We start from the raw sequence: 20,844 nt of genomic DNA, 5'->3' as shown, positions 1-20,844 counted from the left end.
GGAACCATGAACGCCCTTGCCGGAAACGCTGCCCGAGGCACCCACACCCACCAGTGGCGCGGCCTCATCGAGGAGTACCGCGACCGCCTCCCGGTCACCGACTCCACCCCCGTGATCACCCTGCTGGAGGGCGGCACGCCGCTCGTCCCCGCCCAGGTGCTCTCCGAGCGCACCGGGTGCGAGGTCTACCTCAAGGTCGAAGGCGCCAACCCGACCGGCTCCTTCAAGGACCGCGGGATGACCATGGCCATCTCCAAGGCCAAGGAGGACGGCGCCCAGGCCGTCATCTGCGCCTCCACCGGCAACACCTCCGCCTCCGCCGCCGCCTACGCGGTCCGCGCCGGCATGGTGTCCGCCGTGCTCGTCCCGCAGGGCAAGATCGCCCTCGGCAAGATGGGCCAGGCGCTGGTGCACGGCGCGAAGATCCTCCAGGTCGACGGCAACTTCGACGACTGCCTCACGCTCGCCCGCGAACTCTCCGAGAAGTACCCGGTCGCCCTGGTCAACTCGGTCAACCCGGTGCGCATCGAGGGCCAGAAGACCGCCGCCTTCGAGATCGTCGACATGCTCGGCGACGCCCCGGACATCCACGTCCTCCCGGTCGGCAACGCCGGCAACATCACCGCCTACTGGAAGGGCTACCGCGAGTACGCGGCGGACGGCCTCTCCTCGAAGACCCCCCGGATGTGGGGCTTCCAGGCGTCCGGCTCCGCCCCCATCGTGGACGGCGCCCCGGTGCTCAAGCCGCAGACCATCGCCACCGCGATCCGGATCGGCAACCCCGCCTCCTGGGACTACGCGCTCGCCGCGCGGGACGAGTCCGGCGGCCTCATCGACAAGGTGACGGACCGCCAGATCCTGTCCGCCTACCGCCTGTTGGCCTCGCAGGAGGGCGTCTTCGTCGAGCCCGCGTCCGCCTCCTCGGTGGCCGGCCTGCTCGCCAAGGCCGAGGCCGGACTGGTCGACCCCGGCCAGCGGATCGTCTGCACCGTCACCGGCAACGGCCTCAAGGACCCGGACTGGGCGGTGGCCGGCGCGCCGCAGCCGCAGATCGTCCCGATCGACCCGGAGACGGCCGCCCGCCGCCTCGGCCTGCTGGACTGACCCCGCGTCACGACGGCGAGCGGCAGACCCGATCCGGGTCTGCCGCTCGCCGTCGCATTCGGGCCACCGAGCCACACTTTCCCGCCGCTTTCAGGTCATCGGACCGGCGCTTTTCCGCTGCTGTGGGCAACACGGCAGATCGGAGTCGGGCAGGGTGTACCGCTCTGGAACCTCTCTTCGATACGCTGGACCCCGGCGGGCCGCGCCACGCTGCGCGCTCCCTTCGACCACCCCGCCGTCGTACCACCGCAGGCCCCGTCGTCCGGGCCGCCCCCACTTTCAGGAGTGTCCACCGCATGGCCGGTCCCGCGTTCCGCGCCGCCGCCGTCCGGGTCCGCGTCCCCGCGACCAGCGCCAACCTCGGCCCCGGCTTCGACGCATTCGGCCTCGCCCTGGGGCTCTACGACGATGTGGTGGTCCGGGTCGCCGAATCCGGTCTGAGCGTGGACATCGCCGGCGAGGGCGCCGACACCCTGCCCCGCGACGAGCGCCACCTGCTGGTCCGCTCGCTGCGCGCCGCCTTCGACCGGCTCGGCGGACAGCCCCGCGGCCTCGAAGTGGTCTGCGCCAACCGCATACCGCACGGCCGCGGCCTGGGCTCCTCGTCCGCCGCTATCTGCGCCGGCATCGTCGCCGCCCGCGCCGTCACCATCGGCGGCGCCTCCGCCCTCGACGACGACGCGCTGCTCGCCCTCGCCTCCGAGCTGGAGGGCCACCCCGACAACGTCGCGGCCTGCCTGCGCGGCAACTTCACCGTCGCCTGGACCGAGGACGGCACCGCCCGCACCATCGCGCTCGACCCCTCCGACCGGGTGGTGCCGGTCGTGTTCGTGCCCTCCACCGAGGTGCTCACCGAGACGGCCCGCGGTCTCCTCCCCAAGACCGTTCCGCTCGCCGACGCCGCCGTCAACGCCGGCCGCGCCGCCCTGCTGGTCGAGGCGCTCACCCGCCGCCCCGAACTGCTGCTCACCGCCACCGAGGACCGCCTGCACCAGGACTACCGGGCCTCCGCCATGCCCGACAGCGCCGCCCTGGTCGCCGCCCTGCGCGCCGAGGGCGTGCCGGCCGTCATCTCGGGCGCCGGACCGACGGTCCTCGCGCTCACCGACGAGGCCGGCGCCGAGAAGCTCCTCTCCTTCGCGGGGCCGCAGTTCGCGGCGCACCGGCTCGAACTCGACCGCACCGGCGCGACCGTGCTGCCGCTCGACATGTGAGACGGACACGATTGACAAACAAAGGGCTGGGGAATGTGTCAGGGGGTAGGTAGTGTTAACCTCATTGCTGCACCAGATGCCCTCCGGGGCCCGGTGCGACGCATCCCGATCCCGTTCCCCCGTCTGCACGGGGGCCGGAAGCTCGGGATCACGATTCTCCGGGAGCCCGCCACACCGCGTACGCAGCCTGCCTGCGCGACTGCGGCCCATCCGGAGGCCGTGACGGCACCAGACTCCCACCCGCAGCCTCTGTACTGAGGCTTGGTCGGGCGGGGCCCGAACTGCCGCCGCGCGACGGGGGCCGGGCATCAAACAGGCGCAGCGAGGTCGGCACCAGTACCGGCCGTCCGCGCCACTTCGCACCACAGTGCACCGCACTTCGCAGCTCCCCGGAAGGACCAGCCTTCCGCGGGAATCCAGCCCCTGACCAGCGCACAGAGATGCTGGCCAGGACAGCACAACCGGTCGCCGTGCCAGACAGGCCGACGTCCGCTCCAGGGAAGGACCCTTAGTGAGCGACACCACCGATCTGATGGGCGCGCGCCCGGACGCCGAGGCGTCGGACGCAGCCGCCGCCCCGGCGGCTCCGGCGCGACGCCGTCGTACCGCTGCCGCCGGCCTGGACGGTCTGGTCCTGACCGAGCTCCAGAAGCTCGCCTCGACCCTCGGGATCAGCGGTACCGGACGGATGCGCAAGAGCCAGCTGATCGAGGCCATCAAGGAGAAGAGCGGCGGAGACCCGCTGCTCGCGGGCGGCTCCGCCCCCGCCGCTCCGGCCGCCAAGAAGGCCGCCAAGTCGGCTGCTCCCGCGGAGGCCGCCCCGGCCGCCGAGGAGAAGGAGAAGCCGGCCCGCCGCGCCCGCACCGCCGCCGCCACCGAGCCGCAGCCGCAGGCGCAGGCGCAGATCGAGATCCCGGTGCAGGCCGCCGCCGACACCGCGGCCGCCGCCGCCCGGACCGAGCGTCCGCGCCGCCGTGCCACCGCCGCCGCCGGTGCGCCGACCGCCGAGGCCGCAGCCGCAGCGGCAGCCGCCGCCACCGAGCAGGCCCAGCCGGCCGCCGAGGCCAAGGCCGAGGGCCAGCGCCAGGCCGGCGAGGCCGAGGGCCGTTCCGAGCGCCGCGAGCGCCGGGACCGCCGCGACCGCCGCGAGGGCGGCGAGCGTACGGAGCGCACCGAGCGCACCGAGCGCACTGAGCGCACTGAGCGCACTGAGCGCACCGAGGCCGCTTCGGCCGAGGGTGACGAGATCCGCGAGTCCCGCCGGGACCGCCGCAACCGCCGCGAGCGCGACCGCGCCGACCGGCAGCAGGGCGGCGGCCAGCAGCAGGACGGCGGCCAGTCCCGCCAGCAGGGCCAGCAGCAGAGCGGCGGCCAGCAACAGCAGGTCGGCGGCGCCCAGCAACAGGGCGGCTACGACGACGACGAGTTCGGCGACGGCCGCCGCGGCCGTCGTGGCCGCTACCGCGACCGCCGGGGCCGTCGCCGTGACGGCTTCGAGGCCGCGGCCGGCCCCGAGGTCCCGCTGAGCGACGACGACGTCCTGATCCCGGTCGCGGGCATCCTGGACATCCTCGACAACTACGCCTTCGTCCGGACCTCCGGCTACCTGCCCGGCCAGAACGACGTCTACGTCTCGCTGGCCCAGGTCCGCAAGCACGGCCTGCGCAAGGGCGACGCCATCACCGGCGCCGTCCGGCAGCCGAAGGACGGCGAGCGCCGCGAGAAGTTCAACGCGCTGGTGCGCCTGGACTCCGTCAACGGCATGGACCCGGACAGCGGCCGCGGCCGCCCCGAGTTCGGCAAGCTGACCCCGCTGTACCCGCAGGAGCGGCTGCGCCTGGAGACCGACCCGGGCGTGCTGACCACCCGGATCATCGACCTGGTGTCGCCGATCGGCAAGGGCCAGCGCGGTCTGATCGTGGCCCCGCCGAAGACCGGCAAGACCATGATCATGCAGGCGATCGCCAACGCGATCACCCACAACAACCCCGAGTGCCACCTGATGGTCGTCCTGGTCGACGAGCGTCCGGAAGAGGTCACCGACATGCAGCGGTCGGTGAAGGGCGAGGTCATCTCCTCGACCTTCGACCGCCCGGCCGAGGACCACACCACCGTCGCCGAGCTCGCCATCGAGCGCGCCAAGCGCCTGGTGGAGCTGGGCCACGACGTGGTGATCCTGCTGGACTCCATCACCCGCCTGGGCCGCGCCTACAACCTGGCCGCGCCCGCCTCCGGCCGCATCCTGTCCGGTGGTGTCGACTCGACCGCGCTGTACCCGCCGAAGAAGTTCTTCGGCGCGGCGCGCAACATCGAGAACGGCGGCTCGCTGACCATCCTCGCCACCGCGCTGGTCGACACCGGCTCGCGCATGGACGAGGTGATCTTCGAGGAGTTCAAGGGCACCGGCAACATGGAGCTCAAGCTCGACCGGAGGCTCTCCGACAAGCGCATCTTCCCCTCCGTCGACGTGGATGCCTCCGGCACCCGCAAGGAGGAGATCCTGCTCGGTCACGAGGAGCTGGCGATCGTCTGGAAGCTCCGCCGCGTGCTGCACGCGCTCGACTCGCAGCAGGCGATCGAGCTGCTGCTGGACAAGATGAAGCAGACCAAGTCGAACGCCGAGTTCCTGATGCAGATCGCCAAGAACACCCCCGGTTCCGGCGACTGATCCGTCGGGCCACAGGCCTGGGACCCCGTACCGCTCCGCGCGGTGCGGGGTCTCAGGCTTTTCTCATCCTCGATTCAGAACCCGCTCGCCCTACCGGTGCGTCACTTATGCTCGAAAGGTCGCACTGAAGGTGGAATGAGGCGATATGGGCGAACACCGGAAGGGCCGCACCCCGCGTCGCCGCGGGCTGCGGATCGTGCTGTTCGCGCTGGTCGGCGTGGTGCTGGTGGTGGCGGGCCTCGGCGGGCTCGCCTACTGGAAGCTCAACGGGAACCTGCACAGCGTCGACATCTCCGGGCAGCTGGGCAGCGCCCGTCCGCCCGCGTCCACCGACGGCTCGTTCAACCTGCTGGTGCTCGGCTCCGACTCGCGGGCGGGCGCCAACGGCAACCTGGCGGGCGGCGACACGGGGGACACCGCGCGCTCGGACACCGCGATGGTGGTGCACGTCAACCAGTCGCACACGGCGGCCTCGGTGGTCTCGATACCGCGCGACACGCTGGTCGCCCGGCCCGCCTGCACCGGCGCCGACGGCAAGGCCGTCCCGGCGGTCCGCAGCGCGATGTACAACTCCGCCTTCGAGGTCGGCGGCCCGGCCTGCGCGGTGAAGACCACCGAGCAGCTCACCGGGATGCGGATGGACCACTTCGTCGAGGTGGACTTCGCCGGCTTCGCCTCGCTGATCGACGCGATCGGCGGGGTGGACGTCACCACCACGGTGCCGATAAGCGACCAGGACAGCGGGCTGCACCTGGCGGCCGGCACCCACCACCTGGGCGGGCAGCAGGCGCTGGCGTTCGTCCGCACCCGGCACGGCGTGGGCGACGGCAGCGACCTGGGGCGGATCGAGCTCCAGAAGGAGATGGTCAAGGCCATGCTCGGCCGGGTGAACACGCTCGGCCTGGCCACCGACCCGGTGGCGATGTGGAACCTCGGCGACAAGCTGACCAAGTCGCTCACCACCGACTCCGACCTGGCCTCGGTGAGCTCGCTGGTGGGCCTGGCGCAGACCCTGAAGCAGATCGGCCCGGACCAGCTCACCATGGTCACCCTGCCGGTCGGGTACGCCCCCAGCGACCCGAACCGGGTGGTGCCGAAGAACCCGGACGCCCAGCAGCTGTGGGCCGCGCTGCGGGCCGACCAGCCGGTGCCGACCTCGGTGGTCTCCCAGCAGCCCAACAACCCGGCGGAGGCCTCGCCGTCCGCCACGGCCTCGGTCAACCCCGGCGAGGCGGCCCTCCGAGGGGGCGCGGAATAGCGCGATCGGCCTCCCGGTTTGGGAAGTAGCGGGCAGTGCTGGCACACTGGTCCGTCGGTCCCGGTTCACGTGCGGATGTCCATGTTCGCCGACCCGGTACCCTCCCGATCAGCTAGGAGAATCCGTTGAAGTCCAACGTTCACCCGGAGTACGTGGTCACCAAGGTGACCTGCACCTGCGGCAACGAGTTCACCACTCGCTCGACCGAGACCAGCGGTGAGATCCGCGCCGAGGTCTGCTCGAGCTGCCACCCGTTCTACACCGGCAAGCAGAAGATTCTGGACACCGGTGGCCGCGTGGCCCGCTTCGAGGCCCGCTTCGGCAAGAAGCTCTCCGGCAACAAGGCCTAGCGCTTCCACGGCGCCGGTCTCGGGCGTTCTCGTGTACTCCACGGGGGCGTCCGGGCCGGCGCCGTTCGCGTCTCTCCCGCCATCACCCCCGTTCGGCACTCACGGAAGTAGGACCACCCGATGTTCGAGGCAGTCGAAGAGCTCCTCGTCGAGCACGCCGACCTCGAAAAGAGGCTGGCCGATCCGTCCGTGCACGCGGACCAGGCGAACGCGCGCAAGCTGGCCAAGCGGTACGCCGAGCTGACCCCGATCACCCGCACCTACGTGGCCTGGAAGCAGGCCGGCGAGGACATCGCCGCCGCCCGTGAACTCGCGGTCGAGGACCCGGACTTCATCGCCGAGGCGAAGGCGTCCGAGGCCCGGCAGGGCGAGCTCACCGAGGAGCTGCGGCTGCTGCTGGTGCCGCGCGACCCCAATGACGACAAGGACGTCATCCTGGAGGTCAAGGCGGGCGAGGGCGGCGAGGAGTCCGCGCTGTTCGCCGGCGACCTGCTCCGGATGTACCTGCGGTACGCGGAGCGGGTCGGCTGGAAGACCGAGATCATCGACGCCAACGAGTCCGACCTCGGCGGGTACAAGGACGTCTCGGTGGCCGTGAAGACCAAGGGCAACGCGGAACCCGGCCACGGCGTCTGGGCGCAGCTGAAGTACGAGGGCGGCGTGCACCGCGTGCAGCGGGTGCCGGCGACCGAGTCGCAGGGCCGCATCCACACCTCCGCCGCGGGCGTGCTGGTCACCCCGGAGGCCGAGGAGGTCGAGGTGGAGATCCACGCCAACGACCTGCGGATCGACGTCTACCGGTCCTCCGGCCCGGGCGGGCAGTCGGTCAACACCACCGACTCCGCGGTCCGGATCACCCACCTGCCGACCGGTATCGTGGCGTCCTGCCAGAACGAGAAGAGCCAGCTCCAGAACCGGGAGCAGGCACTGCGCATCCTGCGTTCGCGGCTGCTGGCCGCCGCGCAGGAGGAGGCCGAGCGGGAGGCGTCCGACGCCCGCCGCAGCCAGGTCCGCACGATGGACCGCTCCGAACGGATCCGGACGTACAACTTCCCGGAGAACCGCATCTCCGACCACCGCACCGGCTTCAAGTCCTACAACCTGGACCAGGTGCTGGACGGCGACCTGAACGCGGTGATCCAGTCCTGTGTGGACGCCGACGCCGCGGCCAAGCTGGCCGCCGCCCAGGAGAACTGAGCCTAGCTAAGGGGCCCGTGGGATGAACCTGCTGCTCGCCGAGGTGGCCCAGGCCACCCAGCGCCTGGCCGCGGCCGGCGTTCCCTCGCCGCGCTTCGACGCGGAGGAACTGGCCGCGCACGTCCACGGCGTGAAGCGCAGCCAGCTGCACACCGTGCCGGACGGGGACTTCGACGCCCGCTACTGGGAGGCGATCTCCCGCCGCGAGCAGCGCGAGCCGCTCCAGCACATCACCGGGCGGGCGTTCTTCCGCTACCTCGAACTGGAGGTCGGCCCCGGGGTGTTCGTGCCCCGGCCGGAGACCGAGAGCGTGGTCGAGTGGGCGATAGAGGCGGTCCGCGCGATGGACGTCGCCGAGCCGCTGGTGGTCGACCTGTGCACCGGCTCCGGGGCGATCGCCTTGGCCCTCGCCCAGGAGCTGCCGCGCTCCACGGTGCACGCGTTCGAGCTCGACGAGGGCGCGATCGCCTACACCCGCCGCAACGTCGAGGCCAGCCCCGACCGGGCCCGGATCCACCTGCACCAGGGCGACGCCACCAAGGCGTTCGCCGACGACCGGGCCTGGGACGGCCGGTTCGACCTGGTGATCAGCAACCCGCCGTACATCCCGCTCACCGAGTGGGAGTACGTCGCGCCCGAGGCGCGCGACCACGACCCGCAGATGTCGCTGTTCTCCGGCGAGGACGGCCTGGACACCATCCGCGGCATCGAGCGGGTCGCCGCCCGGCTGCTGCGGCCCGGCGGCGCGGTGGTGATCGAACACGCGGACACCCAGGGCGGGCAGGTCCCGTGGATCTTCCGCGAGGAGGGCGGCTGGACGGACGCCGCCGACCACCGGGACCTCAACAACCGCCCGCGCTTCACCACGGCCCGCAGGGCTTCGCTGTGACCGTCGGGCCCGGCACGACCGCGCGTCGCGCTTCGCTGTGGACCACCACTGACATCACCGGAAGGGGATTGCTCCGATGAGCCGCCGATACGACTGCTCCGACGCCCAGGACCGCGCGAGCGGGCTGCGTGAGGCCGCCACGGCGATCCGCCGCGGGGAGCTGGTGGTGGTGCCGACCGACACGCTGTACGGGATCGCCGCGGACGCGTTCTCCCCGGAGGCGGTCGGCGCGCTGCTGGCGGCCAAGGGCCGCGGGCGGAACATGCCCTCGCCGGTGCTGGTCGGCTCGCCGACCACCCTGCACGGGCTGGTCACCGACTTCTCCGAGCAGGCCTGGGAACTGGTGGACGCGTTCTGGCCGGGCGGCCTGACCCTGGTGGCCCGGCACCAACCGTCGCTGCGCTGGGACCTGGGCGAGACCCGCGGCACCGTCGCCGTCCGGATGCCGCTGCACCCGGTGGCACTGGAGCTGCTGAACGCCACCGGCCCGCTCGCGGTCTCCTCCGCGAACAAGACCGGCGGCCCGTCCCCGTCCACCTGCGACGCGGCCGAGGCGCAGCTCGGCGACGCGGTGTCGATCTACCTCGACGGCGGAACGGCCGACCATGCGACGGCCTCCACCATCGTCGACGTCACCGGCAAGGTACCGGTGGTGCTGCGGGCGGGCGCGATCAGCGTCGAGCAGCTGAGGGAGGTCGCTCCGGACGTCGAGGCCGGCAGTTGACCGCCGCCCCGTTGTACGGAGCGGGGAGTGCCCTGGCGCCGTTCCCGGCGTCCGGGCCGCTCCCGCTCGACACCTTCCGGATCCTGTTCGTCTGCACCGGCAACATCTGCCGCTCGCCGATCGCCGAGCGGCTGGCCCGACTGGAGCTGGACTCCCGGCTCGGGGTCCCGGTGGGTCGCCGGATCGTGGTGGAGAGCGCCGGGACCTGGGGCCACGAGGGCGCCCCGATGGAGGCGCACGCGGCCACCGTGCTGGGGGAGTACGGCGCGGACAGCGCCGACTTCGCCGGGCGGGAACTGCTCGACGAGCACGTGATCGACGCCGACCTGGTGCTGACCGCGACCCTGGACCACCGCGCGCAGGTGATCTCGATGGGACACGCGGCGGGTCTGCGCACCTTCACGCTGAAGGAGTTCACCCGTTTGGTGCAAAGGGTCGATCCGCGGACCCTGCCGGACCCCAGGGACGGCGCGCGGCTGACCGAACGCGCCCGCGCGCTGGTCCGCTCGGCCGCCGCCCTGCGGGGCTGGCTGCTGGCCGCCGCGCCGGAATCGGACGAGCTGAGGGACCCGTACGGTGCCCCGATCGGCATGTTCCGCAACTGCGGCGAGGAGATATTCGACGCGCTGGACCCGGTGGTGACCGCGCTGACCGGCGTGGGCCGGTGAGTTGAGCGCCCTCCACTAAAGTTTCGGTGGAGGATTTGTGAAGCCCATGTGCGCAGAGAGTGCAGGTGACGGGGCGCGGCCGAAAGGCCCAGTCCCGCGTGTGGGGGCGGGCCCGGCGGCAGGGCCCGGCCTAGGCTGGAGGGATCTCCGCCCGCACCGGCCCCCTCGCCTTCGGCTGGGGGGACCCCCCACCCGGGAGCCGCAGCATGACGGTCGCCGATGCCCGACAGATCCACTGGCAGGCCGCCGAGGCCCTGCGAACGGCGGACCCGCTGATCGCCGACCTGCTCACCGCGGAGGACGAACGCCGGGCCGAGAGCCTGCAACTGCTGGCCGGCGAGAACCTGGCCACCCCCGCCGTGCTGGCGGCGCTGGCCGGCCCGCTGGTCGACAAGTACGCCGAGGGCTACCCGGGCCGCCGCCACCACACCGGCTGCGCGCCCGCCGACACCGTCGAGCTGCTGGCCGTCGACCGGGCCCGTGAGCTGTTCGCCGCCCCGCACGCCAACGTCCAACCCCGGTCGGCGACTTCGGCCGTGCTGGCGGCCTACGCGGCGCTGCTGCGGCCCGGCGACGCGGTGCTGGCGATGTCGCTGGAGCACGGCGGCCACCTGAGCGCCGGCTCGCGGGCCAACTTCTCCGGCCGCTGGTTCCAGTTCCACGGCTACGGGGTGCGCGAGGAGGACGGCCTGATCGACCTCGACCAGGTCCGCCGGCTGGCCCACGAACACCGACCCAAGGCGATCGTCGCGGGCGGCATCTCCTACCCCCGGCACCCGGACTGGGCGGCCTTCCGGGAGATCGCCGACGAGGTGGACGCCTACCTGATCGCCACCGCCGGGCAGACCGCCGGCCTGGTCGCGGTCGGCCTGGCGCCCTCCCCGGTGCCGTACGCGGACGTCACCGTGGTGGCCACCCACAAGTTGCTGCGCGGCCCACGCGGCGGCCTGCTGCTGTCCGGCGGCGCGCTGGCCGACCGGATCGACCGGGCGGTGTTCCCGTTCTGCCAGGGCGGGGCGGCGATGAACGAGGTGGCCGCCAAGGCGGTGGCGCTGGCCCAGGCTGCCACCCCCGGCTTCGCCGAGTACGCCCGCCGGGCGGTGGACGGGGCCCGCGCGCTGGCCGCCGCGCTGTCCGCCGCCGGCGCCGAGCCGCTCACCGGAGGCACCGACACCCACCTGGTGACCGCCGAGGTCGGCAGCCTCGGCCTGACCGGCGTGGAGGCCGAACGCCGGTGCGCCGCAGCCGGGTTGCTGCTCGGGCGGTGCGCCGTCCCGTACGACCCGGCACCGGCCACCGAGACCTCCGGGATCCGGCTGGGCACCGGGACGTGCGCCGCCCAGGGGATGGCGGAGACCGAGCTCGGCGAGGTCGGCGAACTGCTCGGACGGGTGCTCGCGGGGGCCCCGGTGGAGCCGGTGCGGGACCGGGTCCGGGAGCTCGCGCGGGACTTCGCGGGGCGCCGCTGAGCATTCGGCGGTCGCGGAGGCGAACCGCGATGCGGGACCCGGGCGTCGGAGTCAATAAGGTGTGCATCGTGGCGACGCACCTCGAACCCCGAACCTGCGCGGGAGTACCCTGCGTACTCGTCCGTCGGACCATGACCCTGGAGGCCAGTGGTGCGTGAGTATCTGCTGGTCCTGTTCGTCTCGGCGGCGGTGACCTACCTGCTGGTCAGCCCGGTACGGAAGTTCGCGATCGCGGCCGGCGCGATGCCCGCCGTGCGGGCACGTGACGTGCACCGCGAACCGACCCCCCGGCTGGGCGGCATCGCGATGTTCGGCGGCCTGCTGGCCGGCCTGCTGGCGGCCTCCCAACTCACCAACCTGGGGCGGCTGTTCGTGCAGAGCGCGGACGTCAAGGCGCTGCTGTCCGGGGCCGGCATCATGTTCGTGCTGGGCGTCCTGGACGACAAGTGGGGCGTGGACGCGCTGGTGAAGCTCGGCGGTCAGATGATCGCGGCCGGCGTGATGGTGTGGCAGGGCGTCACGGTGATCTCCATCCCGGTCCCCGGCTACGGCACCGTCACCTTCACCCCCACCCAGGGCATGCTGATCTCGGTCACGCTGGTGGTCGTGATGGTGAACGCGGTGAACTTCATCGACGGCCTGGACGGCCTGGCGGCGGGCATGGTGTGCATCGCCGCGATCGCGTTCTTCCTGTACTCGTACCGGCTCTGGCTGGGCTACGGGATCAACGACGCCGCGCCGGCCGCGCTGTTCACCGCCGTGCTGATCGGCATGTGCCTGGGCTTCCTGCCGCACAACCTGCACCCGGCGCGGATCTTCATGGGCGACTCCGGCTCGATGATGCTGGGCCTGATGCTGGCCGTCGCCGCGATCTCCATCACCGGCCGCGTCGACCCCGACCTGGTCTCGTCCCGCACCGGTTCGCAGACCATCACGGTGCACGCCCTGGTGCCGATCTACATCCCGCTGCTACTGCCGCTGACGGTGATCGCGCTGCCGCTGGCCGACCTGCTGCTGGCCGTGGTGCGCCGCACCTGGGCGGGCAAGTCGCCGTTCGCGGCGGACAAGCAGCACCTGCACCACCGGCTGCTGGAGGTCGGGCACTCGCACAGCCGGGCCGTGCTGATCATGTACTTCTGGGCCGCGCTGATCGCCTTCGGCACTGTCGCGGTCTCGGTCACCAACACCGGCCGCACGGTGGTCCTGACGACGGCGGGCCTGTGCCTGGTGGGCCTCGCGGTGCTGCTGATGCCGCGCTTCCGGCCGCGCGCCCCGAAGGCCGTCCAGCCGTTCGTGCCGCCCCGCTACCGCAGCCGCGGCCTGCGCGCCGCGCGGGCCGCCCGGGCCACTGCGAAGGTCTCGGCGACGGACGGCGTCGAGCGGGCCGAGGACGAGGCCCCCGAGACGCCCGCGATGGCCGAGCTGTCGGCCGAGGACAAGGCGCTGCTGGGGCGGATCGGCACCGGTGCGACGGCGTCCGGCCGGCGGGGCGAGCAGGAGTCCTGAGGGATCGTCAACTCCCGCTCCGCCGAACGGGGCCACCCGTTCGGCGGCACCCGCGGGTCGATGGTGTGACAGGTGCCACATCTTCATGGTAAAGCTCTCATCAAATAGTTTGTGATACCGTTCACGAGTACCGAGAACACGCCGAAAGACCTGACATGGAGGACTTCCGTCCCCGGTCGGTCTCCCTCGACGGGCTCGCCCTCAACGGCGGTCTGCGGTGTGGTGCTCGTCCAAGTACTTCCGCCCTTGCCGCCGACATGCCGCCGGAGCTGCCGACATGCCGTCCCACGACGCCCGGATCCTCCGTGGCGCCGCAATTCCCACTGCGGCCGCCGGAGTGATCGCCATGGTGATCTCTTTCGTTGTCGCCCAGGGGAAGGGCCTGCTCGGCGCGGCGCTCGCGACCGTGGTGGTGCTGGGCTTCTTCAGCTTCGGCCAGTACGCGCTGGACCGCCTGACCCGCAACAACCCGCAGATGATGATGGCCGCCGCGCTGCTGGTCTACACGACCCAGATCTTCGCGATCGGCATCCTGCTCGCGGTGGCCAAGCATCTGACGTTCTTCGACCGCAAGGTCTTCGGGTTCACCCTGCTCGGGCTCGCGATCATCTGGACCGCGTTCCAGGTCCGGGGTGCGCTGAAGGCGAAGATCTACTACGTGGAACCCGGCAACAAGCCGAAATCCGGGCGTCAACCGTGAGCGGGGCTTGCTGTCCCCCTCGCGAGGGGGGCGGTGTTTATGCCCTCCTGACGGGCTGCTATCGTCCGTCCCAACGGCGGAGTACGGGATGCGGCCAGGTCTCTCCGAGAATCGGACGGATCGCCCCCCGGCTCCACGAAGCTTTCGAAGATCCCGCGGCGTGGATATGCGCCGCGTCGGGTCCGCGAGAAATCCAACTAGTCCCAGTGCCGCACCGTGGCCGCCGGCCATGCCGACACACCGAGGTTGCCGTAACCATGCGTCAGAACGAAGGAGTCTGTGGTGGGTGCTGACGTCGTCCAGCTCGCCTCCGAGGCCAGCTGCCACTTCGACTCCGGCTGCGGCTTCCCCGCCCCCGGCCTGAACGAGTTCGAGTTCAAGCCGATCTTCTCGATCGGCAGCGTCGACTTCACCAAGCCGATGCTGCTGTCGATCATCTGCGCGCTGCTGGTGGTGGGCTTCTTCTGGGCCGCGTTCGCCAAGCCGAAGCTGCTCCCGGGCAAGCTCCAGCTGGTCGGTGAGATCGGGTACGACTTCGTCAAGCGGAGCATCGTGCTCGAGACGATCGGCAAAAAGGGCGAGAAGTACGTCCCGATGCTGGTCTCGATGTTCTTCTTCGTGTGGATCATGAACATCATGTCCATCATCCCGTTCGCCCAGTTCCCGGTGATGTCGCGCATCGCGTTCCCGGTCGGGCTCGCGGTGATCGTATGGATCACCTACATGACGCTGACCTTCAAGAAGCACGGCTTCGTCGGCGGTATGAAGAACCTCTGCTGGCCGTCCGGTATTCCGGGCTGGGTCATGTTCATCCTGGTGCCGATCGAGTTCTTCTCGAACATCTTCGTGCGCCCCTTCACCCTCGCGGTCCGAGCCTTCGCGAACATGTTCGCCGGTCACCTGCTGATCGTCGTGTTCTCGGTGGCCTCGTGGTACCTGCTGAGCCCCACCCTCGGCGCCCTGTACGGCTCCGTGTCCTTCGTGGTGGCCGTCGGTCTGACCGCCTTCGAGCTGCTGGTGCAGTTCCTGCAGGCGTACATCTTCGTGATGCTCGCCAGCAGCTACATCGCCGGTGCCCTGGAAGAGGCGCACTGAGCCCCGCGGCCCCGGCCGCGCCCTGAACTCCCGGTGGCCAACACCCACCGGTATCCCATCCCCGCAAAGGATTAGCTGAGATGTCCGCTCTCGCTGCTGTGTCCGGTTCCGTCGCTTCCATCGGCTACGGCCTCGCCGCGATCGGCCCCGGCATCGGCGTCGGTCTGATCTTCGGTAACGGCGTGCAGGCGATGGCCCGTCAGCCCGAGGCTGCCGGCCTGATCCGCTCCAACATGTTCATCGGCTTCGCCCTGACCGAGGCCCTCGCCCTGATCGGCATCGTCATGCCGTTCGTCTACGGCCAGTGAGCCAGGCGCACCGGTAGTCAATTCCGACGAAAGGTTCTGATATGACCCCCGAGGTTCTCCTCGCGGCTGAAGAGAAGATGAACCCTCTTCTCCCCGCGTGGCCCGAGGTCATCATCGGCCTGCTCTGCTTCTTCATCGTCTTCGGCCTTCTCGGCAAGAAGCTCCTCCCCAGCATCGAGAAGGTGCTGGAGGAGCGCCGTGACGCCATCGAAGGCGGCATGAAGCGCGCGGAGACCGCTCAGGCCGAGGCCCAGGCCATGCTTGAGCAGTACCGTGCCGAGCTGGCCGAGGCGCGTCACGAGGCCGCTCGGATCACCGAGCACGCCCGTGAGCAGGGTGCTGTCCTGATCGCCGAGATGCGCGAGGAGGGCCAGCGTCAGCGTGAGGCCATCGTCGCCGCCGGCCACGCGCAGATCGACGCCGACAAGAAGCAGGCGACCGCCGTCCTGCGCCAGGACGTGGGCTCGCTGGCCTCCCAGCTGGCCTCCCGCATCGTCGGTGAGTCCCTGGAGGAGCACGCCCGCCAGAGCGGTGTCATCGACCGCTTCCTGGACGAGCTGGAGTCCAAGGCCGCCGCTGCCCAGGGTGCGTCCAAGTGATCGGCGCGAGCCGCGAGGCCCTCGCCGCCGGTCGCGAGAACCTCGAGAGCCTGACCGACAACACCTCGGTGGACGCGGCCAAGCTCGCCGAGGAACTCGCTTCCGTCACCGCGCTGCTGGACCGCGAGGTCTCGCTGCGCCGCGTGCTGACCGACCCGTCCCGGGCCGGTCAGGACAAGGCCCAGCTGGTCTCCTCGCTGCTGACCGGTCAGGTCTCGGGCGAGACCGTCGACCTGGTCTCCGGCCTGGTGCGCTCGCGCTGGTCCGGTTCGCGTGACCTGGCCGACGCGGCCGAGCAGCTGACCGCGTACGCCGAGGTCATCGCTGCCGACAAGTCGGGCGCGCTGGACGACGTCGAGGACGAGCTGTTCCGGTTCGGCCGGGTGGTGGCGGGCTCGCACGAGCTGCGCGCCGCGCTGACCGAGCCGAAGGCCGACGCCGCCGCCAAGGCGGCGCTGATCCGCAAGCTCCTCGGCGGCAAGGCCAATGCGGGCACCGTCCGCCTGGTCACCAGCCTGATCACCGCTCCCCGGGGCCGTAGCCTGGAGGGTGGCCTGGAGTCCTACTCCAAGCTCGCCGCCTCCCGGCGGGGCCGCGTGGTGGCGCGGGTCACCAGCGCCGTGCCGCTGTCGGACCGCCAGAAGGAGCGGCTCGCCGCTGCCCTGGCCGGCCTGCACGGCCGCCCGGTCCACCTGAACATCGACGTGGACCCCGAGGTCCAGGGCGGTGTCCGGGTGCAGATCGGCGACGAGGTCATCGACGGCACGGTCGCGAGCCGCCTCGAAGGCGCTCGTCAGGGCCTCGAAGGCTGACACCAGCACTATCCGACCCTCGGTCGGGCGTCGGTCCACACCAGGTGGGCCGGCAAAACGTACGGCCGGTTCACCTGACCCGGCCGAGAGTCGAGCACTTGCGGCCCTCAATGGCGGGCCGAGGATCGCAAACTAGGAGAGCAGGGAAGCCTGATGGCGGAGCTTACGATCCGTCCGGAGGAGATCCGGGACGCGCTGGCCGACTTTGTCCAGTCGTACCAGCCGGACGCCGCTTCTGTGGAAGAGGTCGGCAAGGTCACTGACGCTGCGGACGGCATCGCGCATGTCGAGGGCCTGCCCTCGGTCATGGCGAACGAGCTGCTGAAGTTCGAGGACGGCACGCTCGGCCTCGCGCTGAACCTCGACACCCGCGAGATCGGTGTCGTCATCCTCGGTGAGTTCGGCGGCATCGAAGAGGGCCAGACCGTGCGCCGCACCGGCGAGGTCCTCTCGGTTCCGGTCGGCGACGGCTACCTCGGCCGCGTCGTGGACCCGCTGGGCAACCCGATCGACGGCCTGGGCGACATCGCCTCCACCGGCCGTCGCGCCCTGGAACTGCAGGCCCCCGGCGTCATGGCCCGTAAGTCGGTCAAGCAGCCGCTGCAGACCGGCATCAAGGCCATCGACGCGATGACCCCGATCGGCCGCGGCCAGCGCCAGCTGATCATTGGTGACCGTCAGACCGGCAAGACCGCCGTCGCCGTCGACACCATCATCAACCAGCGCGACAACTGGCGCTCGGGCGACCCGGAGAAGCAGGTCCGCTGCATCTACGTCGCCGTGGGCCAGAAGGGCTCCACCATCGCGTCCGTCCGCGGCGCCCTGGAGGAGGCCGGCGCGCTGGAGTACACCACCATCGTGGCTGCTCCCGCCTCCGACCCGGCCGGCTTCAAGTACCTCGCCCCGTACACCGGTTCGGCCATCGGCCAGGAGTGGATGTACGACGGCAAGCACGTCCTGATCGTCTTCGACGACCTGTCGAAGCAGGCCGAGGCCTACCGCTCCGTCTCCCTGCTGCTGCGCCGCCCGCCGGGCCGCGAGGCCTACCCGGGTGACGTCTTCTACTTGCACTCCCGCCTGCTGGAGCGCTGCGCCAAGCTGAACGACGCCCTCGGCGGCGGCTCGATGACCGGTCTGCCGATCATCGAGACCAAGGCCAACGACGTCTCGGCGTACATCCCGACCAACGTCATCTCCATCACCGACGGCCAGTGCTTCCTGGAGTCCGACCTGTTCAACGCCGGCATCCGCCCGGCCGTGAACGTCGGTATCTCGGTCTCCCGCGTCGGTGGCTCTGCCCAGATCAAGGCCATGCGTTCGGTCGCCGGCCGCCTGCGTCTGGACCTGGCCCAGTACCGCGAGCTGGAGGCGTTCGCCGCCTTCGGTTCCGACCTGGACGCGGCCTCCAAGGCCCAGCTGGAGCGCGGCGCCCGCATGGTGGAGCTGCTGAAGCAGGGTCAGTACCAGCCGTTCCCGGTCGAGGAGCAGGTCGTCTCGATCTGGGCCGGCACCACCGGTCAGCTGGACGACGTCCCGGTCGCCGACATCCGCCGCTTCGAGCGCGAGTTCCTGGACCACGTGCGCCTGGAGCACAAGGGCATCCTGGCCGGCATCGTCGAGACGGGCCTGCTGGAGCAGGGCACCGTCGACGCGCTGACCTCCGCCATCACCGGCTTCAAGCAGGGCTTCACCACCGCGGACGGCAAGCTGCTGTCTGAGCAGGCCTGAGTCCGGTAGCGAGGGAAAGGACGTAACGACCCATGGGAGCACAGCTTCGGGTCTACAAGCGCCGCATCCGCTCCGTCACCGCGACGAAGAAGATCACCAAGGCGATGGAGATGATCTCCGCGTCGCGCATCGTCAAGGCGCAGCGCGCGGTGGCCGCCTCCACTCCGTACGCCGATGAGCTCACCCGTGCGGTGACCGCGGTGGCCACCCGGTCCAACGCGAAGCACCCGCTGACCACCGAGAACCCGAACGCCACCCGTGCCGCCGTGCTGTTGATCACGGCGGACCGCGGTCTGGCGGGCGGCTACTCGACCAACGCCATCAAGCAGTCCCTGGCGCTCAGCGCCAGGCTCCGCGAAGAGGGCAAGGACGTGGTCACGTACATCGTCGGCCGCAAGGGCGTCGGGTACTACGGGTTCCGCAACCTGGCGGTCGCCAACTCGTGGACGGGCTTCTCGGACAAGCCGACCTACGGGGACGCGAAGGCCGTCGCGGCGGACCTCATCGAGGCCTTCACCGCGGAGACCGGTGGCGTGGACGAGCTGCACCTGGTGTCGACCGAGTTCGTGTCGATGCTGACGCAGACCGCCGTGGACAAGCGCCTGCTGCCGCTGAAGCTCGACGAGGTCGAGCTCAGCGACAAGTCGTCGGCGAAGAACGAGATCTTCCCGCTGTACGACTTCGAGCCGTCGGCGGAGGGCGTCCTCGACGCCCTGCTGCCGCGGTACGTCGAGAGCCGGATCTACAACGCGCTGCTGCAGTCGGCCGCTTCCGAGCACGCCGCCCGCCGCCGCGCGATGAAGAGCGCGACGGACAATGCCGGCGAGCTCGTCAAGTCGCTCACGCGGCTTGCCAACTCGGCCCGTCAGGCCGAGATCACCCAGGAAATCAGCGAGATCGTCGGCGGTGCCAACGCCCTCGCCGACGCTAGCCGCGGGAGCGAATGAGTATGACCACCACTGTTGAGCCGACCACGGCGACGGGCCGCGTCGCGCGGGTCATCGGCCCGGTCGTCGACGTGGAGTTCCCCGTCGACGCGATCCCGAACATGTTCAACGCCCTGCGCGTCGAGGTGGACAACCCCGACGGCACGGGCAAGAAGACCCTGACCCTCGAGGTTGCCCAGCACCTCGGCGACGGCCTGGTCCGCGGCATCTCGATGCAGCCGACCGACGGCCTGGTCCGTGGCTCGCAGGTCACCGACACCGGTGCGGCGATCTCCGTCCCGGTCGGCCAGATCACCAAGGGCAAGGTCTTCAACGCCCTCGGCGAGGTGCTGAACGTCGACAAGGCCGAGTTCGAGGCCTCCGTCGAGGTCAAGTGGCCGATCCACCGCAAGGCCCCGAACTTCTCCGAGCTCGAGTCGAAGACCGAGATGTTCGAGACCGGCATCAAGGTCATCGACCTGCTCACCCCGTACGTGCAGGGTGGCAAGATCGGTCTGTTCGGTGGCGCCGGTGTCGGCAAGACCGTTCTGATCCAGGAGATGATCTACCGCGTCGCCGAGAACTTCGGTGGTGTGTCGGTGTTCGCCGGTGTCGGTGAGCGCACCCGTGAGGGCAACGACCTCATCGACGAGATGGTCGACTCGGGCGTTCTGGACAAGACCGCGCTGGTCTTCGGTCAGATGGACGAGCCGCCGGGCACCCGTCTGCGCGTCGCGCTCTCCGCGCTGACCATGGCGGAGTACTTCCGCGACGTCGAGAAGCAGGACGTGCTCCTCTTCATCGACAACATCTTCCGGTTCACCCAGGCCGGTTCCGAGGTGTCGACCCTGCTCGGCCGTATGCCCTCCGCGGTGGGCTACCAGCCGAACCTGGCCGACGAGATGGGCCTCCTGCAGGAGCGCATCACCTCGACCCGCGGTCACTCGATCACCTCGATGCAGGCGATCTACGTCCCCGCGGACGACCTGACCGACCCGGCGCCGGCCACCACCTTCGCCCACCTGGACGCGACCACCGTTCTGTCGCGCCCGATCTCGGAGAAGGGCATCTACCCGGCCGTCGACCCGCTGGACTCCACGTCCCGCATCCTCGACCCGCGGTACATCGCGCAGACCCACTACGACACGGCCATCCGTATCAAGGGGATCCTGCAGAAGTACAAGGACCTGCAGGACATCATCGCGATCCTCGGTATCGACGAGCTGTCCGAGGAAGACAAGATCACGGTGCAGCGTGCCCGCCGCATCGAGCGCTTCCTCTCGCAGAACACCTACGTGGCGAAGCAGTTCACCGGTGTCGACGGTTCGACCGTGCCGCTGTCGGAGACCATCGAGGCCTTCAACGCGATCGCGGACGGCAAGTACGACCACATCCCGGAGCAGGCCTTCTTCATGTGCGGTGGCATCGACGACCTCGAGCGCAACGCCGCCGAGCTGCTGAAGAAGTAACCGCAGACCGGTCGCACGGCAGACCCAACCGTTGAGGGGTGGTTCCCGGCTCTCGTCGGGGGCCACCCCTCAACGCTGGATCTGCTGTGATCCCGGTCATTTACGGGCCCTTGGTTTCGTTCCGGGGGCGCGAGACCGTTATTCTTACCGAAACTGCCGA

The 20,844-nt window shown here is 70.6% G+C and carries 19 protein-coding genes; all 19 read left to right on the top strand.

Annotated elements, in window-relative coordinates; all coding sequences use genetic code 11:
- The first annotated feature begins 6 nt into the window (after positions 1 to 6).
- The 19 genes from thrC (at position 7) to atpD (ending at position 20,684) form a co-directional block, all read left to right on the top strand.
- Positions 7 to 1,104, top strand: a complete 1,098-nt coding sequence (gene thrC / locus AMK19_RS21620) for a threonine synthase (RefSeq protein ID WP_073814258.1) — start codon at positions 7 to 9, stop codon at positions 1,102 to 1,104.
- A 296-nt stretch (positions 1,105 to 1,400) separates the two neighbouring features.
- On the top strand, positions 1,401 to 2,318 hold the full coding sequence (thrB, locus tag AMK19_RS21615) for a homoserine kinase (protein ID WP_073814256.1): 918 nt from the start codon (positions 1,401 to 1,403) through the stop codon (positions 2,316 to 2,318).
- Between the two features lie 511 nt (positions 2,319 to 2,829).
- Positions 2,830 to 4,986: a transcription termination factor Rho gene (gene rho, locus AMK19_RS21610; protein ID WP_073814254.1), complete on the top strand. Its 2,157-nt coding sequence runs from the start codon at positions 2,830 to 2,832 to the stop codon at positions 4,984 to 4,986.
- Positions 4,987 to 5,131: 145 nt separating this feature from the next.
- Entirely contained in the window at positions 5,132 to 6,244 is a 1,113-nt protein-coding gene (locus AMK19_RS21605; protein ID WP_073814252.1) for an LCP family protein, read from the top strand.
- 125 nt (positions 6,245 to 6,369) lie between these two features.
- Positions 6,370 to 6,594: a 50S ribosomal protein L31 gene (gene rpmE / locus AMK19_RS21600; protein WP_073814250.1), complete on the top strand. Its 225-nt coding sequence runs from the start codon at positions 6,370 to 6,372 to the stop codon at positions 6,592 to 6,594.
- Positions 6,595 to 6,714: 120 nt separating this feature from the next.
- Positions 6,715 to 7,791: a peptide chain release factor 1 gene (gene prfA, locus AMK19_RS21595; RefSeq protein ID WP_073814248.1), complete on the top strand. Its 1,077-nt coding sequence runs from the start codon at positions 6,715 to 6,717 to the stop codon at positions 7,789 to 7,791.
- A 22-nt stretch (positions 7,792 to 7,813) separates the two neighbouring features.
- Positions 7,814 to 8,680: a peptide chain release factor N(5)-glutamine methyltransferase gene (prmC, locus tag AMK19_RS21590; RefSeq protein WP_073814246.1), complete on the top strand. Its 867-nt coding sequence runs from the start codon at positions 7,814 to 7,816 to the stop codon at positions 8,678 to 8,680.
- 76 nt (positions 8,681 to 8,756) lie between these two features.
- A complete protein-coding gene (locus tag AMK19_RS21585) occupies positions 8,757 to 9,404 on the top strand; it encodes an L-threonylcarbamoyladenylate synthase (protein WP_073814244.1) in 648 nt (215 codons plus the stop codon).
- A gap of 32 nt (positions 9,405 to 9,436) precedes the next feature.
- Positions 9,437 to 10,072, top strand: a complete 636-nt coding sequence (locus AMK19_RS21580; RefSeq protein ID WP_073814502.1) for an arsenate reductase/protein-tyrosine-phosphatase family protein — start codon at positions 9,437 to 9,439, stop codon at positions 10,070 to 10,072.
- 206 nt (positions 10,073 to 10,278) lie between these two features.
- Positions 10,279 to 11,541: a serine hydroxymethyltransferase gene (gene glyA / locus AMK19_RS21575; protein ID WP_073814242.1), complete on the top strand. Its 1,263-nt coding sequence runs from the start codon at positions 10,279 to 10,281 to the stop codon at positions 11,539 to 11,541.
- 150 nt (positions 11,542 to 11,691) lie between these two features.
- Positions 11,692 to 13,047, top strand: a complete 1,356-nt coding sequence (locus tag AMK19_RS21570) for a glycosyltransferase family 4 protein (RefSeq protein ID WP_073814240.1) — start codon at positions 11,692 to 11,694, stop codon at positions 13,045 to 13,047.
- Positions 13,048 to 13,393: 346 nt separating this feature from the next.
- Positions 13,394 to 13,747, top strand: coding sequence for a hypothetical protein (locus tag AMK19_RS21565; RefSeq protein ID WP_241844505.1), 354 nt, complete (start codon positions 13,394 to 13,396; stop codon positions 13,745 to 13,747).
- 279 nt (positions 13,748 to 14,026) lie between these two features.
- Entirely contained in the window at positions 14,027 to 14,842 is an 816-nt protein-coding gene (atpB, locus tag AMK19_RS21560; RefSeq protein ID WP_198953402.1) for a F0F1 ATP synthase subunit A, read from the top strand.
- A gap of 80 nt (positions 14,843 to 14,922) precedes the next feature.
- On the top strand, positions 14,923 to 15,150 hold the full coding sequence (gene atpE / locus AMK19_RS21555) for an ATP synthase F0 subunit C (protein WP_043916032.1): 228 nt from the start codon (positions 14,923 to 14,925) through the stop codon (positions 15,148 to 15,150).
- Between the two features lie 41 nt (positions 15,151 to 15,191).
- Positions 15,192 to 15,749, top strand: coding sequence for a F0F1 ATP synthase subunit B (locus AMK19_RS21550; protein WP_073814234.1), 558 nt, complete (start codon positions 15,192 to 15,194; stop codon positions 15,747 to 15,749).
- Positions 15,746 to 16,561 carry a F0F1 ATP synthase subunit delta gene (locus AMK19_RS21545; protein ID WP_073814232.1) on the top strand — a complete coding sequence of 272 codons (816 nt, stop codon included), beginning with the start codon at positions 15,746 to 15,748 and terminating at the stop codon, positions 16,559 to 16,561. Before AMK19_RS21550 ends, AMK19_RS21545 begins: the two co-directional genes overlap by 4 nt.
- Before the next feature lie 153 nt (positions 16,562 to 16,714).
- On the top strand, positions 16,715 to 18,289 hold the full coding sequence (gene atpA / locus AMK19_RS21540; protein WP_073814230.1) for a F0F1 ATP synthase subunit alpha: 1,575 nt from the start codon (positions 16,715 to 16,717) through the stop codon (positions 18,287 to 18,289).
- A 32-nt stretch (positions 18,290 to 18,321) separates the two neighbouring features.
- On the top strand, positions 18,322 to 19,236 hold the full coding sequence (locus AMK19_RS21535; RefSeq protein WP_073814228.1) for a F0F1 ATP synthase subunit gamma: 915 nt from the start codon (positions 18,322 to 18,324) through the stop codon (positions 19,234 to 19,236).
- Positions 19,237 to 19,238: 2 nt separating this feature from the next.
- Complete coding sequence (gene atpD, locus AMK19_RS21530; RefSeq protein WP_073814226.1) at positions 19,239 to 20,684, top strand: F0F1 ATP synthase subunit beta; 1,446 nt, start codon at positions 19,239 to 19,241, stop codon at positions 20,682 to 20,684.
- Positions 20,685 to 20,844 lie beyond the last annotated feature (160 nt).

Origin of the sequence: Kitasatospora sp. CB01950 (assembly GCF_001905465.1) — a bacterium.
In the GTDB taxonomy this organism is placed as follows: Bacteria; Actinomycetota; Actinomycetes; order Streptomycetales; family Streptomycetaceae; genus Kitasatospora.
Note: the sequence above shows the minus strand (reverse complement) of the source record. Positions and strands in the feature narration are given on the sequence as shown.

What these genes read in the sequence shown, in the direction of transcription:
- AMK19_RS21535 (WP_073814228.1), top strand. Translation starts at nt 18,322, where the DNA reads ATGGGAGCACAGCTTCGGGTCTACAAGCGCCGCATCCGCTCCGTCACC.
- thrC (WP_073814258.1), top strand. Translation starts at nt 7, where the DNA reads ATGAACGCCCTTGCCGGAAACGCTGCCCGAGGCACCCACACCCACCAG.
- AMK19_RS21550 (WP_073814234.1), top strand. Translation starts at nt 15,192, where the DNA reads ATGACCCCCGAGGTTCTCCTCGCGGCTGAAGAGAAGATGAACCCTCTT.
- AMK19_RS21605 (WP_073814252.1), top strand. Translation starts at nt 5,132, where the DNA reads ATGGGCGAACACCGGAAGGGCCGCACCCCGCGTCGCCGCGGGCTGCGG.
- AMK19_RS21565 (WP_241844505.1), top strand. Translation starts at nt 13,394, where the DNA reads ATGGTGATCTCTTTCGTTGTCGCCCAGGGGAAGGGCCTGCTCGGCGCG.
- prmC (WP_073814246.1), top strand. Translation starts at nt 7,814, where the DNA reads ATGAACCTGCTGCTCGCCGAGGTGGCCCAGGCCACCCAGCGCCTGGCC.
- AMK19_RS21585 (WP_073814244.1), top strand. Translation starts at nt 8,757, where the DNA reads ATGAGCCGCCGATACGACTGCTCCGACGCCCAGGACCGCGCGAGCGGG.
- thrB (WP_073814256.1), top strand. Translation starts at nt 1,401, where the DNA reads ATGGCCGGTCCCGCGTTCCGCGCCGCCGCCGTCCGGGTCCGCGTCCCC.
- atpA (WP_073814230.1), top strand. Translation starts at nt 16,715, where the DNA reads ATGGCGGAGCTTACGATCCGTCCGGAGGAGATCCGGGACGCGCTGGCC.
- glyA (WP_073814242.1), top strand. Translation starts at nt 10,279, where the DNA reads ATGACGGTCGCCGATGCCCGACAGATCCACTGGCAGGCCGCCGAGGCC.
- prfA (WP_073814248.1), top strand. Translation starts at nt 6,715, where the DNA reads ATGTTCGAGGCAGTCGAAGAGCTCCTCGTCGAGCACGCCGACCTCGAA.
- atpE (WP_043916032.1), top strand. Translation starts at nt 14,923, where the DNA reads ATGTCCGCTCTCGCTGCTGTGTCCGGTTCCGTCGCTTCCATCGGCTAC.
- atpD (WP_073814226.1), top strand. Translation starts at nt 19,239, where the DNA reads ATGACCACCACTGTTGAGCCGACCACGGCGACGGGCCGCGTCGCGCGG.